The 17,154-nt window shown below is 34.5% G+C and carries 17 protein-coding genes; 13 read left to right on the top strand and 4 right to left on the bottom strand.

Annotated elements, in window-relative coordinates:
- Positions 1-9: 9 nt before the first annotated feature.
- Entirely contained in the window at positions 10-207 is a 198-nt protein-coding gene (locus ACTJIW_RS21690; RefSeq protein WP_044048132.1) for a hypothetical protein, read from the bottom strand.
- 342 nt (positions 208-549) lie between these two features.
- Here ACTJIW_RS21690 and ACTJIW_RS21685 point away from each other — a divergent pair, with 342 nt between their 5' ends.
- Together ACTJIW_RS21685 and ACTJIW_RS21680 are read left to right on the top strand one after the other, a co-directional pair.
- Positions 550-1,428, top strand: a complete 879-nt coding sequence (locus tag ACTJIW_RS21685) for a hypothetical protein (RefSeq protein WP_121360435.1) — start codon at positions 550-552, stop codon at positions 1,426-1,428.
- Between the two features lie 112 nt (positions 1,429-1,540).
- Positions 1,541-1,957 (top strand): lipocalin family protein, encoded by a 417-nt coding sequence (locus tag ACTJIW_RS21680; RefSeq protein ID WP_012026808.1) that lies wholly within the window; start codon positions 1,541-1,543, stop codon positions 1,955-1,957.
- A gap of 80 nt (positions 1,958-2,037) precedes the next feature.
- On the opposite strand, the gene ACTJIW_RS21675 is transcribed toward ACTJIW_RS21680, so the two are convergent.
- Positions 2,038-6,057, bottom strand: coding sequence for a PAS domain S-box protein (locus tag ACTJIW_RS21675; RefSeq protein ID WP_440715140.1), 4,020 nt, complete (start codon positions 6,055-6,057; stop codon positions 2,038-2,040).
- Positions 6,058-6,068: 11 nt separating this feature from the next.
- Entirely contained in the window at positions 6,069-6,518 is a 450-nt protein-coding gene (locus ACTJIW_RS21670; RefSeq protein ID WP_012026806.1) for a response regulator, read from the bottom strand.
- A 550-nt stretch (positions 6,519-7,068) separates the two neighbouring features.
- On the opposite strand from ACTJIW_RS21670, the gene ACTJIW_RS21665 reads away from it, so the two are divergent.
- Positions 7,069-8,505, top strand: a complete 1,437-nt coding sequence (locus ACTJIW_RS21665; protein ID WP_073408638.1) for a glycosyltransferase — start codon at positions 7,069-7,071, stop codon at positions 8,503-8,505.
- 77 nt (positions 8,506-8,582) lie between these two features.
- Here ACTJIW_RS21665 and ACTJIW_RS21660 read toward each other — a convergent pair whose 3' ends face one another.
- Positions 8,583-9,326, bottom strand: coding sequence for a hypothetical protein (locus ACTJIW_RS21660; protein ID WP_440715139.1), 744 nt, complete (start codon positions 9,324-9,326; stop codon positions 8,583-8,585).
- Positions 9,327-9,626: 300 nt separating this feature from the next.
- On the opposite strand from ACTJIW_RS21660, the gene ACTJIW_RS21655 reads away from it, so the two are divergent.
- The 10 genes from ACTJIW_RS21655 to ACTJIW_RS21610 all read left to right on the top strand — a co-directional run bounded on the left by ACTJIW_RS21655 (position 9,627) and on the right by ACTJIW_RS21610 (position 17,136).
- Positions 9,627-10,016 carry a hypothetical protein gene (locus ACTJIW_RS21655; protein WP_440715138.1) on the top strand — a complete coding sequence of 130 codons (390 nt, stop codon included), beginning with the start codon at positions 9,627-9,629 and terminating at the stop codon, positions 10,014-10,016.
- 192 nt (positions 10,017-10,208) lie between these two features.
- Positions 10,209-10,511: an urease subunit gamma gene (ureA, locus tag ACTJIW_RS21650; RefSeq protein WP_012026802.1), complete on the top strand. Its 303-nt coding sequence runs from the start codon at positions 10,209-10,211 to the stop codon at positions 10,509-10,511.
- A gap of 18 nt (positions 10,512-10,529) precedes the next feature.
- A complete protein-coding gene (gene ureB, locus ACTJIW_RS21645) occupies positions 10,530-10,898 on the top strand; it encodes an urease subunit beta (protein ID WP_012026801.1) in 369 nt (122 codons plus the stop codon).
- A gap of 2 nt (positions 10,899-10,900) precedes the next feature.
- A complete protein-coding gene (gene ureC, locus ACTJIW_RS21640; protein ID WP_073408634.1) occupies positions 10,901-12,622 on the top strand; it encodes an urease subunit alpha in 1,722 nt (573 codons plus the stop codon).
- A 149-nt stretch (positions 12,623-12,771) separates the two neighbouring features.
- Positions 12,772-13,269, top strand: a complete 498-nt coding sequence (ureE, locus tag ACTJIW_RS21635) for an urease accessory protein UreE (RefSeq protein ID WP_149206513.1) — start codon at positions 12,772-12,774, stop codon at positions 13,267-13,269.
- A 29-nt stretch (positions 13,270-13,298) separates the two neighbouring features.
- On the top strand, positions 13,299-13,985 hold the full coding sequence (locus ACTJIW_RS21630; protein ID WP_440715137.1) for an urease accessory protein UreF: 687 nt from the start codon (positions 13,299-13,301) through the stop codon (positions 13,983-13,985).
- A 71-nt stretch (positions 13,986-14,056) separates the two neighbouring features.
- The gene (gene ureG, locus ACTJIW_RS21625) at positions 14,057-14,695 is read left to right on the top strand and encodes an urease accessory protein UreG (RefSeq protein ID WP_012026797.1); all 639 of its coding nucleotides are present in this window, start codon (positions 14,057-14,059) and stop codon (positions 14,693-14,695) included.
- Between the two features lie 33 nt (positions 14,696-14,728).
- Entirely contained in the window at positions 14,729-15,562 is an 834-nt protein-coding gene (locus tag ACTJIW_RS21620; protein WP_440715136.1) for an urease accessory protein UreD, read from the top strand.
- Positions 15,562-16,263, top strand: a complete 702-nt coding sequence (locus ACTJIW_RS21615; RefSeq protein ID WP_012026795.1) for a membrane protein — start codon at positions 15,562-15,564, stop codon at positions 16,261-16,263. The genes ACTJIW_RS21620 and ACTJIW_RS21615 overlap by 1 nt, the downstream gene beginning before the upstream one ends.
- Before the next feature lie 12 nt (positions 16,264-16,275).
- Positions 16,276-17,136, top strand: a complete 861-nt coding sequence (locus ACTJIW_RS21610; protein WP_440715135.1) for an urea transporter — start codon at positions 16,276-16,278, stop codon at positions 17,134-17,136.
- Positions 17,137-17,154 lie beyond the last annotated feature (18 nt).

Here is a 17,154-nt window from a genome sequence, read left to right as displayed (position 1 = left end):
CTTTATTTATTATTTTTTTGGTGGTTTAACATTAATTGGATCATCATCTGGTCCTGGAGGAGGTGGATCGCTGGCTTGACCGCCATTAGGAATTACCTCTTTTTTTACCTCAGTCTTTTTTGTTTCATTTTCGAATTCGTCAGCAGTACAAGAAAATAATGTAGTTGACAACAGCGCGCACGCTCCCAATAGATATAATGTTCTCATTTTTTTTAATTATTAAAGGATTAAACATTGGGTATTGCCTGCCGGAACTTTTCCGGATTTTGTGTTAGGAGCAATACCAAATTTTGTTTGGGAAGTGAAGTGCGTAGAACTATAAAACATTATTTATACTTCCCGGATAAACTCCGTTTTACGGTTTTCCGCACTTGTTGATTGAACTAGTTTTGTACATTTGTTTTTATATCTGCAGATCAATTGTTTAACTAATTCTGAAGCAAAGGAACAACGCTTATACGCCAGTATTCATAAGGAATTCCCGGAATTCCCACAATGTTTAACCCTTCCTGAAAATGTTCAGGAATTCCTAAAAATTACCAAAGGCTTATGTACAACTATACTATTGAAGATTATAAAAAAGCGATAAAAGCTAAGTATGAAATTGAAAGACAAAAAGTAAATTTTGCTTATTTGGAAAGTCCGTCTCAAGGAAAACTTCGGGACTTATGCTGGGAAAAATTTATTGGAGAAGTTCATCAGGATGATCTAAAAGTTTTTAGTGATTTTTTTGGATTTCAATTTGATCCAGCGAAAAAGAATTTCTTTAAAGACCAAAAAGATAAGTTTAGACCAATAGTATCTTTTTTTAAAGGAAGAACAGATCTTGCCAATATTGAAGCTGTTGATCTTGCCGCTGTTCTGGTAGATTTTCATAACAGACCTTTTAATAAGTATAGAACAAAAGGCAGAAGCGAAGAAATGGTTTTAGGAGATTTGAAAGAGGTTATGCCGGATAACTATATAAGAGATACAGAAAAACCTAAGAATTTAAATGAGTTACCAGATCATGATATAAAACCATTTACTGGTACTATCGTTAAAAAAACTAAATTTTCGTCATTAAAATATGTAGGAGCAGCGACTGTTGTCTGCCTTATAAGTTTAATAATTTATTTAGCTCTTCCTGAAAAACAATGTATGCAATGGTCAAACGATCATTATGAAATTGTAGACTGCGATTTAAAAATAGAAGGAATTGGAATGGCTAATAAGATCGAACTTCTGGATAAAAGCCTTGTCAATCTTAAAAAAGTAAAAGTCTGTGATACTACAACTTGTTTTGACAAAAACGGACAAGCTATTATTTGGTATGGAAAAACTGCCAATGGAATTGATTTCTTTGACGGGCATGGAAGACATCCCGAAAGTAACAGTCCGCTAAGACCAGTTACCCGATATATTTTGAATAAATACGTAAAAAAATAAATTTTGGTTAAAATGCGATTTATGTAATAAATTCTTTAAATCATGAAATTTTTTGTAAGTATATCCTTTTAATTTAGCATTATTAAATTAAATCAATAAAAAACAAATCAACATGAAAAGTAGAAGTATATTATTCGTATTAGCCTTAAGCGTGGGAATGTTCGCAACATCTTGTAGTAACGATGACAATGAAGGAGAAACAATAGTTCCAATTCAAGGGAAATATAACTTGCGCCAAACAGGGACAATTATTAATGGACAGGAAGTTTTGGTAGATGCACCGCAAAATCAAAGTGGATGTCCTGGAGATTATTTAGATCTAAGATTAAGTAATACTGCTGTGATGGGAGATTATAATGGGTCTGATTGTGCTTTAACAGAAACTACAGGTACTTATGTAAGATCTCATAACGATTTAACGATTACTGTTGGTAATGTAAGTTCAACAAGCGATATCATGAATTTAACTAATAAAGAGTTAAAAATTAAAGACAAAACTACTGGTGTAATTACAGTTTACAGCAGATAATTAGATTGAATTAGTGGAAATAAAAAACGGAAATAACAATAAAGTTATTTCCGTTTTTTTTATGAGTTATATTTTTAAGATTATGATACCGGAATATAAATATCAAAAGATGCTCCTTGGTTTTGTTCGCCTTTGGCAGTTATAATTCCGTTGTGGTTTTCAACAATTTTTTTTACGATTGCTAAACCAATTCCAGTTCCGTTATATTGGTCTCGTCCGTGTAAACGCTGAAAAACATCAAAGATTTTTTTGCTGTACTGCGGTTCAAAACCAATTCCGTTGTCAGAAATTTTAATATGGCAATATTGAGTTTCACTTTCTAACGATTTTTCTTCAAACTCAGAACCTTTTGCGATTTTGCTTTCAATTTTTATTAAAGCAGGTACATCTGGTTTTGAAAATTTAAGCGAATTACTGACCAGATTATAAAGCAGCTGCCTAAACTGAAACGGAATAATGCTTACATCTGCAATTTCGTTACTTTCAATTACGGCATTTTTTTGTTCCAGTTCTTCACGAAGATCTTCCTTTACTTCCTCAATAATTTTAGAAAGACTGGTTTTCTCAAAAGTTCTATCCTGAATATTTGTTCTTGAATACGATAACAAATCATGAATTAAAGTCTGCATGCGTTTGGCAGCATTTTGCATTCTTTGAAATTTATCTTTTCCAGAATCAGATAAATTTTCAAATTCTTTTTCAATAATCTGCGAAGCAAAAGTCTGAATTTTTCGAAGCGGTTCCTGTAAGTCATGACTGGAAATATAAGCAAAGGACTGAAGTTCTTTGTTCATGTGTTCCAGTTCTGCATTTTTTTGTTCCAGTTCGAGAGCATTCAGTTTTATTTTATCATCGGCTCTTTTTTTCTCGGTTAAATCATGCGTTACTTTTGAGAATCCAATAACCTCATTATCTTTATTATGAATGGCTGTAATTACTACACTGGCCCAAAATAAACTGCCATTTTTACGCACGCGCCAGCCTTGCTGAACTGCTCTTCCTTTTTCTCTGGCAAGTTCTAGTAAAGTACTTGGAATATTGTTTTTTTGATCTTCGGGTGTGTAAAATATGCCAAAATATTTTCCTGTAATTTCCTGTGCTTTATAGCCTTTAATTTTTTCAGCACCAATATTCCAGTTTTCTACTATTCCGTCGCGGCTTAAATATAAAATGGCGTAATCCTGTACTTCTTCGACCATTAAATGGTAACGTTCTTCGCTTTTTTTAAGCGATTCGTACATTTGGCTTAATTCCCGCGTTCTTGCTGTAACTTGTTGTTCAAGCTCGTTTGTAAATGCTTTTTCGGTATGAATATCAGTAAAGGCGCCAACCCATTTTACAATTTTATTATCGGCATCTAAAACTGGTTCGCCCAATACGGTATGCCATCTGTAACTGCCGTCTTTTCTAAGTACTCTGACATCAGATCTAAAAACTTGTCCAGTATGTAAACTATGGTTCCAGATTTTTATGTTTTCTTTAAAATCTTCAGGATGAATCATAGATTTCCATTCAGCATCGCCAGTTGGTTTTATTCCGGTATATTCAGCCCATTTTCCAGAGGCAAATAGACCATTTCCTTTTTCATCGGTTTCCCAAATTAACTGCGGAATACTTTCGGTTAAAGAACGGAAACGCTTTTCGCTTTCGGCGATTTTATTTCGTGCCTGGACTTTTTCTGTTACATCTACAATTGTGGCTCTAATTCCGGATATACTATTATCGGTATCGTACATTGGAGCATATTCAAAATCAATATAAAACAAATGCTCGCCATCGTCGCCATTGATAAGAATAGGAGATTCTATTTCAGAATGTACTTCTCCTGAAAGATATACTTCATTTAATATTCTGCCGTATTTTTGAGAAGAGAGTTCCGGGAAAATTTCTAAGAGTTTTTTACCCTGAACGTCGCTTTCTTTTTTCTTCCAAATGTTTTTAAGTAAAGCTAAGTTGGCTATTTCAACCACCATATCGCTTCCTTTTAAAATGGCTTTTGGAATAGGGGACTGCATTACCAGATTTCTAAATCTTTTTTCGCTTTGTTCTAATTCCTGCTGATGATTTTTTTCGCTTGTAATATCGCGTACTGTTCCAATTAACTTGTCAGGATTATCATTTTTATCATAAAAAACTTTTCCTTTTCCTTCTACCCAGTGAATAGAATTGTCCGGCCAGATAATTCGGGCTTCGTAATGAAGATTTCCGGATAAAATGGCTTCTTTAAAAGCAGCATTTCGAATTTGCATATCATCAGGATGCAGGTGTTTTAATATTTCTTCGTGAGATAAAATAATAGGAACCTTGTAATTGCCCAGAATTTCCAGATATCTTTGAGAATAGTGAAGTTCGCCGGTTTTTACGTTTAAATCCCAGGTTCCTAATTCGCTGGCTTCAACTATAATATTTAAGCGGTCTTCGTTTTGCTCGATTTTTTTTCGGGCATCGACTTTTTCGCTTACTTCTGTTACCGTTACAATAATTCCGGTTATTTCGCCGTCTTCTTCTCTAAGCGGGTAATACAGAAAATCAAAATACCAGATTCCTTGTTTTCCATATCGGTTTAAAGGAACAGGAACTTCATTTCCATGATACGGAATACCGGTTGTTAAAACATTTTTTAATAAAGAATCTACGGTTTCTTTTACTTCTGGAAGAGAATCAAACAAAGGTTTTCCAACAAAACTGTTTTCTTCTTTGTCAACTAATTTTAGATACGCTTCGTTTGCTGATTCTACAATATATTTTGGTCCGCGGAGAATTGTAATTCCCAGAGGTGCTTGTTTTACAGTATCACGGAAACGTTTATCGGCAATTTCAATTTTTTTAGATGCCAGATGCAAATCAGTAACATCAGCTGCGGTGTTCATTACAGCATATACTTTTCCGTTTGTGTCAAACAAAGGCGTAAAACTGTAATTGAAATAAAAAGTTTCTAGTTTATTGTTAATCATTATATCAATCCGGGCATTTTTGTTGTGAAAAGATTTCCCGGTATTTAAAACACTTTCAACCTGTTCAAAAACCGATTGATTATTAAGTTCTGGCAGAATTTCTCTGTATGATTTTCCAATAACATCCGGACCTTTTCCCCAGACTTTTATGATAGAATCGTTGGCAAGTTCGATACGCATTTCTCTGCCAACATAAACTCCAATAGGAAAAGGAGCATTTTCTACAAGCTGTCTGATTTTTTGTTCACTTTGCTGTAATTTCGATCGGGCTTCAACCTGATCTGTAACTTCTATTGCAATGGCGACAACACCCGAAATACTTCCGTTACATTCAGTTAAGGCTTCATAAATAAAATTAACATAAGTATGTTCTGTTTTTCCATCTCGCGAAAGTTCAACCAAACGTTCATTGGCAATAAACTTTTTTCCGGTTGTGTAAACGTTTTGAATAAGCTCTTCTAATCCCTGATCTTTAATTTCGGGCAGAACTTCAAAAATCGATTTGTTGAGTACTTTTTCTGAAGTGGTTCCCCAGAGCTGTATCATTTTTTCGTTGGCAATTTCTACAATATGATTTTTTCCTCTAAAAATACACATTGCCAATGGCGCCTGCATGATGTTGTTTGTAAAACGCTCATTTTTTTCTTTTAAAAGATCAGCAGCTTTTTTCTTTGCAGTAGTTTCAATTACGATTACTAAAATACCGCCTACTTTGCCATTTTCTATTCGTATTGGTGAATAAGAAAAATCAAAATAACAGGTTTCAACAATGCCATTTCTGTTTAGCGGAACTACAAAATCTGGAAAACTGATTGATTTTCCGCTCATTATTTCCTCAAACATAGGACTTGTAATATGCCAGATTTCAGAAAATGTTTTTTCCGGAGAACTTCCTAAAGCATCAGGATGTTTATCTGAACCAATAATTTTACGAAAAGCATCATTGTATAACTGCGTAAATTCATTTCCCCACGCAATATACATTCCAAACGGGTTATTGAGCATTACCGAAGTTATGGTACGCAGACTTTGAGGCCAGTTTTCAGGATCACCTATGGGAGTTTTATTCCAGTCTTTGGAGCGTATTAATTCGCCCATTTCTCCGCCATCGGCTAAAAAATAATGTTCCTTATTGGCGTGGCTCATTACAAAAGGATTTAGGGTTGAATTATAAAATGTGCTCGTGCAGGTTTTTTGAAATTATTTTCGGAGGCAGTAATAAGGGCATTTTCTATAACCGATTTTAATTTTGAAAAATCGCCGGGTTTGCGAATGTAATATGTAGCATCTTTATCGTACATAACGTCTACAATTTCGCTGTCGAGAGAAGTCGAAAAAATTACTATCGGAAAATCTTTTAGTTTTTCAATCTGTCTAATTTCTGTAAGACATTCTGAACCGTTTTTTCTAGGCATATTCAAATCTAAAAAAAGAATATCAGGTAAATCATTTCCAGATTTATCTGCCAGAAAGTCCATTAATTGAACTCCGTCATTTACAGTTACAAGAGTTGTGGCAAGCGATAATTCATCTAAAGCTTCTTCAAAAAAAGAGCAGTCGTCCTCGTCGTCATCAGCTAGTAAAATGTTGTAAATCTGTTTGTTCATTCAGTATAAAATATTTTGGGTATTATGCTTAGATTTAAAAGAATAAAGCGAAAATGAGTTGTTTTCTTGCTAAGATAAAATTAATTTCCGCAGTATAATTAAATAAATACCTATAAAATTAACGTATTTAATCGATAATTTAAAAACATTAAGTCGAATAGTTTTATTTATGGATTTTTTGTAAGTAAAGTTTTTACTTTTTCTAAAAATAAAAAAACAAGATCATTTCTTTGAAATAGAGATACAATTTTCGATTCAATTTTGCGTTTTTATACTTTAAGGCATCACTTCGCCGCAGCAAAAATCCCTTATTTTACTACTGTTTACACACTAAAAACTGTATAAACATTCTACAAAGTGTAAAATTTTTACACACATTAAATCTGTGTTTAAAACGTAAAACGCTTAAAGTCAGTTTAAAACCTAAATGGCACGTCGCTTGCAAATTGGGAAAGTGTCACTCTTTAACTTTTAATTGTTTACTAAACAAAATACAAAAGAAAGAGAGCATTTGATAAAAGCCATTTTAGAGAATTAAAACAAACAGGACATGGAAAGCGAAACAATTATCTCGAAACAATTTTACACTGGCAGCAACAGCGCCGATGTACAAATAAGCCCTTCTATTTTTAAAATAAACAACAACTCAACCAAAAAACATATTGAAAGACCAAAAAGCGTTTTCGGATTTATGATCCTTGCTGGTACATTTTTGTTACTGCTGGCCGGAGCTTTTTTCGTTTTTCAATTTCAGCCGGATTTTGATCAGCTTCATTTAGAAAGATTAAATTCTACAGGCGGAATTATTTTTCTTGCCGTAACGGTAGCATTATTCCTTTTTAAAGGCGGTATGTTTCTTTACAATTTATACCTTTATTTTAAATACAAACCAATTGAATCAGTTTCTGATGAATTACTGCCAACTTGTACCGTGATTGTTCCGGCTTACAACGAAGGAAAATTGGTTTACGAAACTTTAATGAGTTTGGCAGAAAGTGATTTTCCAGCACACAAATTAGAGCTTTTAGCTATTGATGATGGAAGTAAAGATGATACATGGTACTGGATTCAGCAGGCTAAAATTAAATTGGGAGATCGTGTTTCAATTTTTCAACAGCCTCAAAATAAAGGAAAACGTCACGCATTATACCGTGGATTTAACTTAGGTAAAGGAGAAATTTTTGTAACGGTTGATAGTGATTCAATTGTGAAAAAAGATACTTTAAGAAACTTAGTAAGCCCGTTTGTTGTTGACGAAAAATGCGGCGCTGTTGCAGGAAATGTTCAGGTTTTGAACAACGAAAAAGCAATTCTGCCAAAAATGTTAAACGTAAGTTTTGTAATGAGTTTTGAGTTCATGCGTTCTGCAGAAAGTTCATTAGGTTCTGTACTTTGTACTCCGGGAGCTTTGGCAGCTTACAGAAGAAATGCTGTTTTTGCCTGCCTGCCGGAATGGATCGACCAGACTTTTATGGGACAGCCGTCTGATATTGGTGAAGACCGTGCGATGACAAATATGATCTTAAAACAAGGACATCATGTACTGTTTCAGCGTAATGCTTATGTTTTAACAAACGTTCCTGAAAACTACAAAGGTCTTTACAAAATGTTCATTAGATGGGGAAGAAGTAATGTTCGTGAAAACATTATGATGGCAAAATACGTTTGGAAAGATTTTAGAAAAGAATCTAAAGTTGGAGCAAGATTATTGTTTACAGAACAATCTATCAGAATCATCATGACATATCCGTTCTTTATTTTTATGTTCTATTTTATTGCAACGCATCCATTATTATTTATCAGTTCAGCGTTATTAGGAATATTAATTGTATCAAGCTTTACAGTATTGTTTTATGCAAAAAGATATTCTTTTACAGAAGCATTCTGGGCATATTCATATAGTGTTTTCTACACATTCGGATTGTTTTGGATCGCTCCGTATTCAATCATTACAGCTCATAAAAGAGGCTGGCTGACTAGAGGTTAAGAAATTTCCACAACTACTATTTTATATTTAATCCTGAAAAACTCCTGTTCCACTAAGCAGGAGTTTTTTTTATGCTTTTATTGCAGTGAGGCTATTACGTTTTCTCTAACTCCGGTTTTTAAATCAATTACTTCAAATCTTTTGGTAGATGAAAATGATCCTACATCGCTGTCGCTGTTGATTAAAATAGCACCAACCAAAATAATATATTTACAATTGTATCTTGTAGAAGCAATAAGTTCCTGAATTCGTTTGTCGATAGCTTCATAAATTACCTCTGTTGCTTCATATAAAGGAATTTCAGAATTTAAAATCTTATCTTTTTGATTATAAAGAATTTGTTCAATTATATTCATTTGATAATCAAGTTCAGTAATATTATTTGACTGAATAGCATTATGCGTCAGTTTGTTCAATGCTCCTTTAGCGGCTCCGCAGCAAAGCGAATTATTGTTTTGTCCAAAACGATTAATTTCTCCCACTATACCTTCTTTTGAAATACCAATATGAGGCCCGTAATAAATAAATACGGCGCCATCATCGGGTACATGGCTGGCAAAAGCGGCCATACCTGTTAAACCAGTAAAAGGAAATCCGTCTAATCCTCCCATTTTAAACGGACCTAAAAATTCCAGAGCTCTTGCAGGATATTGAATACTATTAACATCATCACTGCAAATACTGTCTGCCAATATTATCTGTGATGGTTCTAAATCTAATTTGTCTTCAACATAATCAATTATCTTATTTATGTAATCAATCGTAGTTAAGGCATTTGGATAATATTGACGGATGATGTCAAGTTTCTCTCTTTTTTTCATGTATCAAAAATTTATGCAAAGTTTTTATAATTATCTGTTGATAATGAGTGTTTTATGGGGTAGAATTCTTAAAAATGAATAGTATTAAAATCTATTTTAGAAGTTGTAAGCGGGCAAAAGTAGGTTTTTTTTTACGACAAAGTCATTTTTTTCGTACAATAAAAGAGGATTTTTTTTCAAAATAAAAAAACATATTAAAATTACAGAAAAAGGATACAAAAGTCGTGATTTGTGAAAGCAAAACAGTTGAGCTCTTTCATAATTTTGTTTCTGGTTTTTAAAAGGAAACTATTTAAAAGAATGAAACGATTACTGTATATAACTTGTTTTTTATTATTGGTGTTTTTTGCTGCTGCAAAAAATGTCCAAAAAGGTTATATACACAACAATCAGCATTTATCCGGCAGTCATATTTTGGGTAATGATCAGTCTGTATCTCAAAATGATTCAGCTGTTTTTGCTGATATTAACGATGATTCTTATTCTGAAGATATTGAAGATATTGATTTGGGCGATTATGGTTTTGATCATTTCGCCTTTCTAGATTCTAATGCAGTATTTAGTTTTATCTTCAGCCAGCAGTCTTATAAGTCAGCTTTGTATGCAAATGGTTCTCACCAAATAGTGCATGCAGTAACAATTCCCCTTTACATTTTATTTCATTCCATGATTATTCCTTCGGCGAATTAAATCTGGTTTTACTATTACTTCTTTTTTTTAGGAAATCATTTCAATTAGACAGATTATGATCTCATAATCATATTCTTCTGTTGTATTTCTTTCAAAATCGTATAGTCTATTTTTTCTCAGCATTGACAATTTTAGTGCTGTTAATGGGACTCTATTTTTAAAAATTGTTAAACATTTTAAATTTTAAACACTATGCATCTTACACCAAGAGAGAGTGAAAAACTGCTATTGCATCTAGCCGGAGAGTTAGCGGCAAAAAGAAAGGCAAGAGGTCTTAAATTAAATTACCCAGAAACGATTGCTTATATCAGCAGTCATTTACTGGAAGCAGCAAGAGATGGAAAATCAGTAGCAGAACTGATGAATTATGGAGCTACCCTGCTGACCAGAGATGATGTTATGGAAGGTATTGCTGAGATGATACATGATGTTCAAATCGAGGCAACATTTCCTGACGGAACTAAATTAGTTACAGTTCACAGTCCTATTCGTTAAACTCAAAAAATTAAAATTATGATTCCGGGAGAATATTTTATCAGTAAGGGAGACATTGAGTGTAATGTTGACCGAAAAACAACTAAAATAAAAGTAATCAACACAGGTGACCGTCCAATACAAGTAGGATCTCACTGCCATTTTTTTGAAATCAATCGTATGATGAGTTTCGACCGCAGTGAAGCTTTTGGAATGCGTCTTAACATTGCCGCTGGAACAGCAGTTCGTTTTGAACCCGGCGAAGAAAAAGAAGTAGAATTAGTTGCATTTAGTGGAGCAAGACGTGCATTTGGTATCAACAATATCGTGAACGGAGATACTACACTAGAAATAAACAAACAACATAGTTTGGCAAAACTGAAAACTGAAAACTTTAAAAATAAATAATTATGAGCCTGAAAATAAATAAGCTGAAATATGCCAGCATGTATGGTCCTACAAAAGGAGATAAAATTAGACTGGCCGACACAGATATCATTGTTGAGATAGAAAAAGATTTTACCGTTTATGGTGATGAAAATAAATTTGGCGGGGGAAAAACAATCAGAGACGGTATGGCTCAGTCTAGTACTGCTACGCGCGATCAGGGAGTTTTGGATCTTGTAATTACCAATGCTACTATTATCGACCACTGGGGTATTGTAAAAGCAGATATTGGTATTAAAGATGGTAAAATAGCAGGAATTGGTAAAGCCGGTAATCCAGATACAATGGATGGTGTTGAACCTCATATGATTATAGGTGCGAGTACAGAAGCTCACGGCGGTGAAAATTTAATTGTTACCGCTGGTGGAATTGATACCCATATTCACTTTATCAGCCCTCAGCAAATTGAAACTGCTTTATATAGTGGTGTAACCACAATGATTGGCGGTGGTACTGGACCTGCTGATGGTACAAATGCTACTACTATTACACCTGGTAAATGGTATATTGAAAAAATGCTGCAAGCTGCAGAAGCATTCCCTATGAATCTTGGATTTTTTGGAAAAGGAAACTGTTCAACCGAAGCACCATTGGATGAGCAGATTGAGGCTGGTGCTTTAGGTTTAAAAATCCATGAGGATTGGGGTGCTTCGCCTGCAGTAATTGATGCTTCATTAAAAGTTGCTGATAAATATGATGTTCAGGTGGCAATCCATACTGATACTCTTAACGAAGCAGGTTTCCTCGAAGATACAATGAATGCAATTAACGGACGTGTGATTCATACTTTTCATACAGAAGGTGCTGGAGGAGGTCACGCTCCGGATATTATTAAAGCTGCAATGTATCCTAATGTATTGCCGGCTTCAACAAATCCAACTCGTCCTTATACTGTAAATACAATCGACGAACACTTAGATATGTTGATGGTATGCCATCACTTAAGCAAAAATATTCCTGAAGACGTTTCATTTGCAGATTCTCGTATTCGTCCGGAAACCATTGCAGCTGAAGATATCCTGCATGATATGGGAGTGTTTAGTATCATGAGTTCTGACTCACAAGCTATGGGACGTGTAGGAGAGGTGGTTACCCGTACTTGGCAGACTGCTGATAAAATGAGAAAACAACGTGGTGACCTTGCAGAAGATAAAGGAAACAAAAATGACAATTTCCGTGCAAAACGTTACGTGGCTAAATATACAATTAACCCTGCTATTGCACATGGTATTTCACAGTATGTAGGATCTATTGAGGTAGGAAAAATGGCAGACCTTGTATTATGGAAACCAATGCTGTTTGGTACAAAACCTGAAATTATTATTAAAGGAGGGATGATTATTGCAGCTCGTATGGGAGATCCAAATGCTTCTATACCTACGCCGCAGCCAGTTCTTTATCGTAATATGTTTGGAGCTTTTGGAAAAGCACTGTCTAAAACATGTGCCACTTTTGTTTCTCAGGCTTCTATTAAAAACAATATTGCAGAAGAGTATGGATTAGAAAAAATGATTTTACCAGTAACAGGCTGTAGAAACATTTCAAAAAAACATCTGATCCATAATGATAAAACACCTGAAATTACTGTGAATCCGGAAAATTATGAAGTACGTGTTGATGGTGAGAAAATCATCTGCGAACCAGCAACAGATCTTCCAATGGCACAGCGCTATTTCTTATTTTAATTATTAGAGTTTAAAATAGCGGTTCAGCCTAAAAAAGAAAGAAACGCTGCTGGTTAATCCGGCAGCAGTTTCTATCTAATTGAACCTTTAGAATGATATGAAAAAGAAACAAGGCATACTTGAAAAATGTATGATTTAAAATAGAAGATATGATTATAAATGAAATTGAAGGAAGCCTTAGGGAATTTGATATCACAAACCGTGTTGTAGATTATCTGGAAATAGAATGGTTTGAATCTACTAAACGAATTCAGCGGAAAAAATCTAAAAACGGACAAGAAGTTGCCATTAAATTTTTGAAAGAAGGACAGCGGTTAAAGCATGAGGATGTAATATATGCAGATGATCAAAAAATAATAGTAGTTGATATTATTCCCTGTGATGCAATTGTGGTAAAACCAAAATCATTGCTTGAAATGGGCAGCGTATGCTACGAGATTGGAAACAAGCATCTTCCAATGTTTATACAAAATGATGAGGTATTGATTCCTTTTGAAGAGCCTATTTTTAAATGGCTTTCGGCGAGTGGTTATCATACAGAAAAAGTCTTTACAAGATTGACGAACATAGTAAACTCTACAGTGCAGCCGCATGGACATTCAGAAAGTAGTTCGCTGTTTTTTAAAATTATGAATATTGCTAAGTAACAAGGGATTTATTTTTAATAAAATATATAATGAAAAATTTTATAGGCAGCTTATTACACTTAAGTGATCCAACATTGCCAATTGGAGGTTACACACATTCAAACGGACTGGAAACTTATGTACAGCAGGGATTAGTAAAAGATAGTGAATCTGCCATGTTATTTGTTCGCAATATGCTTACAAACAATTTATTATACAATGATGCGGCATTTGTAAAACTCGCTTATGAAGCGGCACAGTCTAAAAATAGCAGTGCATTGTTTTTACTTGATGATGAATGCGCGGCATTAAAAACTGCCCGTGAAATTAGACAGGCAAGCCAAAAACTAGGAGTAAGACTTATCAAAATCTTTAAACGCCAGGTTGCAGATGAGATAATTAACGAATACGAAAAAGCAATTTTTGATAAAAAATCCGAAGGACATTATTCTATCGTTTTTGGAATTTATGCAAGCTTATTAAATATTCCGTTGTATGAAGCTCTTTTTGCATTCTTATATAATGCAGCTGTTGGAATGGTAACCAATGCCGTAAAGCTTGTTCCGTTAGGACAGCTGGATGGACAAGATATACTGCATGATATGCAGGAAGTAATTGAGACTGTTGCCGGAAAGACGATTGAGCTTGATCGAAATCATGTGGGGTTATGCAATATTGGTCTGGATGTAAGATGTATGCAGCACGAGCAATTGTATTCAAGATTATATATGTCTTAAAAAAACAATAAACAATAAAATAGTAACCAAGAGTAAAAAAACTCAGTGTTACAATTAAAAAATTAGAAAAAATGAAAGAAAGAAATTATATCAAAATTGGAATAGCCGGACCAGTTGGTTCAGGAAAAACGGCTTTAATTGAACGTTTATCTCGCAAATTGATGAACGAATACAGCATTGGAGTAATCACAAACGATATTTATACAAAAGAAGATGCTGAATTCCTTACTAAAAACAGTATGCTTCCTAAAGAACGTATCATTGGTGTAGAAACAGGAGGATGCCCGCACACTGCCATTCGTGAAGATGCAAGTATGAATCTGGAAGCAGTAGAAGAAATGGCTTCACGCTTTCCTGAAATTGAAATTATATTAATTGAAAGCGGCGGTGATAACCTGTCGGCTACTTTTAGTCCTGACCTGGCAGATATAAGCATATTTGTAATTGATGTTGCCGAAGGAGATAAAATTCCACGTAAAGGGGGACCTGGAATTACAAGATCAGATTTACTTGTAATTAATAAAATTGACCTTGCTCCTTATGTAAATGCAGATCTTGGAGTTATGGAACGTGACGCCAGAAAAATGCGAAACGGACAGCCTTTTGTTTTTACAAATCTTATGAGTCTTCAAGGACTTGATGTTGTTATAGGCTGGATTAAAAAATATGCCTTACTGGAAAATATAGAAGAACCGCAGCTGGTTCGATAATTCTATTTAGTGTACAACATTCAACTATTTTAAATGATCAATAAACTAAATATTGTTAGTGGATTTAAAGAAGGACGTTCTTATCTAAAAGATGCCTTCTTTACCCGCCCTTTTCGCATAGCAGATATAAAAGAAGACAAAACAGATCCTTTTCTTTATCTAATGCTGATGAGCTCTTCTCCCGGAATACTCGATAATGATCATTATGATATAAACATTCAAATCGAATCTGAAAGCCGTTTAATGCTAGAGTCTCAATCGTATCAAAGATTGTTTAATATGCAGAACGGTGCTGTACAGCAAATGAATGTTTCATTAGCAGACAAAAGTACTTTTAGTTATGTGCAGCATCCCATTGTACCTCACGAGCAGTCTATTTTTAAAGCACACAATGTCTTTAATCTTACAGGCAATTGCAGTCTGACTGTGGGAGAGATCATTACTTGCGGCCGAAAACATTCTGGAGAAGTATTTCTTTTTTCAAAATTCCAAAATCTAACCGAAGTATTCCATAATGGAAAATTAGTAGTAAAAGACAATGTGCTTTTGCAGCCACTTTTGGCAGATGTTGAAACTGTAGGACAGATGGAAGGTTTTACACATCAGGCAACTCTAATGTATATCAATACTGGAATTGAGGATGTTGAATCGTGTATTGAATTGGCTTATGCCGAACTGCAGTCTGAAGAAAATATTGCTTTTGGAGTTTCCAAACCTTTTGCAAATGGCATGATAGTACGTGTTTTGGGCAATGGCGGAGAACAGCTTTATAATGCATTTCGTAAAATACAGCGTAAACTTTGGATTGCAGAAGAGAAAATGAATATTAAAAGTCAGGTGACTGATCTTGCTGAAAATTATATCTAATGGATACTACATTAACTACGCTGGTATTATCAGCTATTACAATAAGCTGTCTGCACACAGCATCAGGGCCGGATCATTATCTGCCATTCATTGTATTATCAAGATCCAGAAAATGGTCCATAACAAAAACGGTCTGGCTTACTATTGTCTGCGGTCTTGGACACATATTAAGTTCTGTTGTACTGGGACTTATTGGGGTTGTGGTAGGCTGGCAGTTATCAAAACTGTCTATGTTTCAGGATGTGAGAGGAAATGTTTCGGGCTGGTGTTTACTGCTGTTTGGTCTTGTTTATTTTATCTGGGGATTAAGAAGTGCTTATCTAAACAAACCCCACAAACATTTTGAGGTATATAATGATGAGGATATATATGTATATGAACATCGCCATGGCGAAGTAGTTGCTCCTCAAAGCCGAATCAAAATTACACCCTGGATTTTGTTTGTTATTTTCGTTATGGGACCCAGTGAACCTCTTGTACCGTTATTATTTTATTCGGGAGTGCGCCGATCTTCAATAGAAGTAATCATTTTAATTGTTGTTTTTGCAGTCTTTACAGTTCTTACCATGCTTATTATGGTGCTGATAGGGTGTTATGGTTACTCTTTTTTCAAAACAGACAAACTAGAGCGTTATGTGCATGCAATTGGCGGCGGAGTCGTGACAATATGCGGTATTGGAATGGTATTTCTAGGATGGTAAAATTTTAAAATTATGAAATCAAAAATTAGTCTTTATAGTAAAACAATTTTGACCAGTATAGGTCAAATCATGCTGCAGGAAAATCCGTGGACAGGATTACTTTTTCTAGCCGGTATATTTTATGGATCTGTGGTAATGGGAATTGCGGCAATTTTATCTGCAGTAACAGCATTAATTACAGCTTTGTTATTAAAATTTGATAAAAATGAGACAGAGCAGGGGCTTTATGGTTTTAGTGCCACCCTTGTAGGAGTTGCGTTAACCTTCTTTTTTAAACCAGAACTTGTAATATGGATTGCTATTATTGCAGGATCTTCATTAGCGGCTATTTTACAGCATGTTTTTATAAAAAGAAAAATACCAGTATTTACATTGCCATTCATAATTATTACCTGGATTGGGTTGTATATTTTTCACAATGTGTTTATTATTGGGGGACCTGTATCAGGATCAGAACTTTTAAATGATCAAAACGAACTGGCTACAGTGGCCCATGGCTTTGGAGAAGTAATTTTTCAAGGCAGTATTCTTGCCGGAGTTATCTTTATTTTGGCAGTATTTATTAATAATCCTGTAGCGGCTTTGTATGCTATAGCATCAGGAGTATTGAGTGCTTACATATCGCTTCAGTTTTCAGAACCGCAAACTGATATACACATGGGATTGTTTAGTTTCAATGCGGTGCTTTGTGCCATAACTTTCTCAGGAACCCGCGTTAGAGACGGAATTTATGTACTGTTTTCAATTTTGGTTTCAACCTTATTCGATATTTATATGGTAAAAATGGGATGGGCTCCTCTTACTTTTCCTTTCGTAGCCTCCAGCTGGATTACCCTTTTACTTAAAAAAAGTGTTCCTGTAAAATATAGATAATTGAAAAATCTTCAAATT

The organism is Flavobacterium sp. 22659 (assembly GCF_052044235.1).
Taxonomy (GTDB): domain Bacteria; phylum Bacteroidota; class Bacteroidia; order Flavobacteriales; family Flavobacteriaceae; genus Flavobacterium; species Flavobacterium johnsoniae.
The sequence above is the reverse complement of the archived record's forward strand: the minus strand, read 5'-3'. Positions and strand labels throughout refer to the sequence as shown.

Excerpts from the sequence above, each read along its gene's own strand:
- ACTJIW_RS21690 (WP_044048132.1), bottom strand. The coding sequence starts at position 207 with ATGAGAACATTATATCTATTGGGAGCGTGCGCGCTGTTGTCAACTACA.
- ACTJIW_RS21685 (WP_121360435.1), top strand. The coding sequence starts at position 550 with ATGTACAACTATACTATTGAAGATTATAAAAAAGCGATAAAAGCTAAG.
- ACTJIW_RS21680 (WP_012026808.1), top strand. The coding sequence starts at position 1,541 with ATGAAAAGTAGAAGTATATTATTCGTATTAGCCTTAAGCGTGGGAATG.
- ACTJIW_RS21675 (WP_440715140.1), bottom strand. The coding sequence starts at position 6,057 with ATGAGCCACGCCAATAAGGAACATTATTTTTTAGCCGATGGCGGAGAA.
- ACTJIW_RS21670 (WP_012026806.1), bottom strand. The coding sequence starts at position 6,518 with ATGAACAAACAGATTTACAACATTTTACTAGCTGATGACGACGAGGAC.
- ACTJIW_RS21665 (WP_073408638.1), top strand. The coding sequence starts at position 7,069 with ATGGAAAGCGAAACAATTATCTCGAAACAATTTTACACTGGCAGCAAC.
- ACTJIW_RS21660 (WP_440715139.1), bottom strand. The coding sequence starts at position 9,326 with ATGAAAAAAAGAGAGAAACTTGACATCATCCGTCAATATTATCCAAAT.
- ACTJIW_RS21655 (WP_440715138.1), top strand. The coding sequence starts at position 9,627 with ATGAAACGATTACTGTATATAACTTGTTTTTTATTATTGGTGTTTTTT.
- ureA (WP_012026802.1), top strand. The coding sequence starts at position 10,209 with ATGCATCTTACACCAAGAGAGAGTGAAAAACTGCTATTGCATCTAGCC.
- ureB (WP_012026801.1), top strand. The coding sequence starts at position 10,530 with ATGATTCCGGGAGAATATTTTATCAGTAAGGGAGACATTGAGTGTAAT.
- ureC (WP_073408634.1), top strand. The coding sequence starts at position 10,901 with ATGAGCCTGAAAATAAATAAGCTGAAATATGCCAGCATGTATGGTCCT.
- ureE (WP_149206513.1), top strand. The coding sequence starts at position 12,772 with ATGATTATAAATGAAATTGAAGGAAGCCTTAGGGAATTTGATATCACA.
- ACTJIW_RS21630 (WP_440715137.1), top strand. The coding sequence starts at position 13,299 with ATGAAAAATTTTATAGGCAGCTTATTACACTTAAGTGATCCAACATTG.
- ureG (WP_012026797.1), top strand. The coding sequence starts at position 14,057 with ATGAAAGAAAGAAATTATATCAAAATTGGAATAGCCGGACCAGTTGGT.
- ACTJIW_RS21620 (WP_440715136.1), top strand. The coding sequence starts at position 14,729 with ATGATCAATAAACTAAATATTGTTAGTGGATTTAAAGAAGGACGTTCT.
- ACTJIW_RS21615 (WP_012026795.1), top strand. The coding sequence starts at position 15,562 with ATGGATACTACATTAACTACGCTGGTATTATCAGCTATTACAATAAGC.
- ACTJIW_RS21610 (WP_440715135.1), top strand. The coding sequence starts at position 16,276 with ATGAAATCAAAAATTAGTCTTTATAGTAAAACAATTTTGACCAGTATA.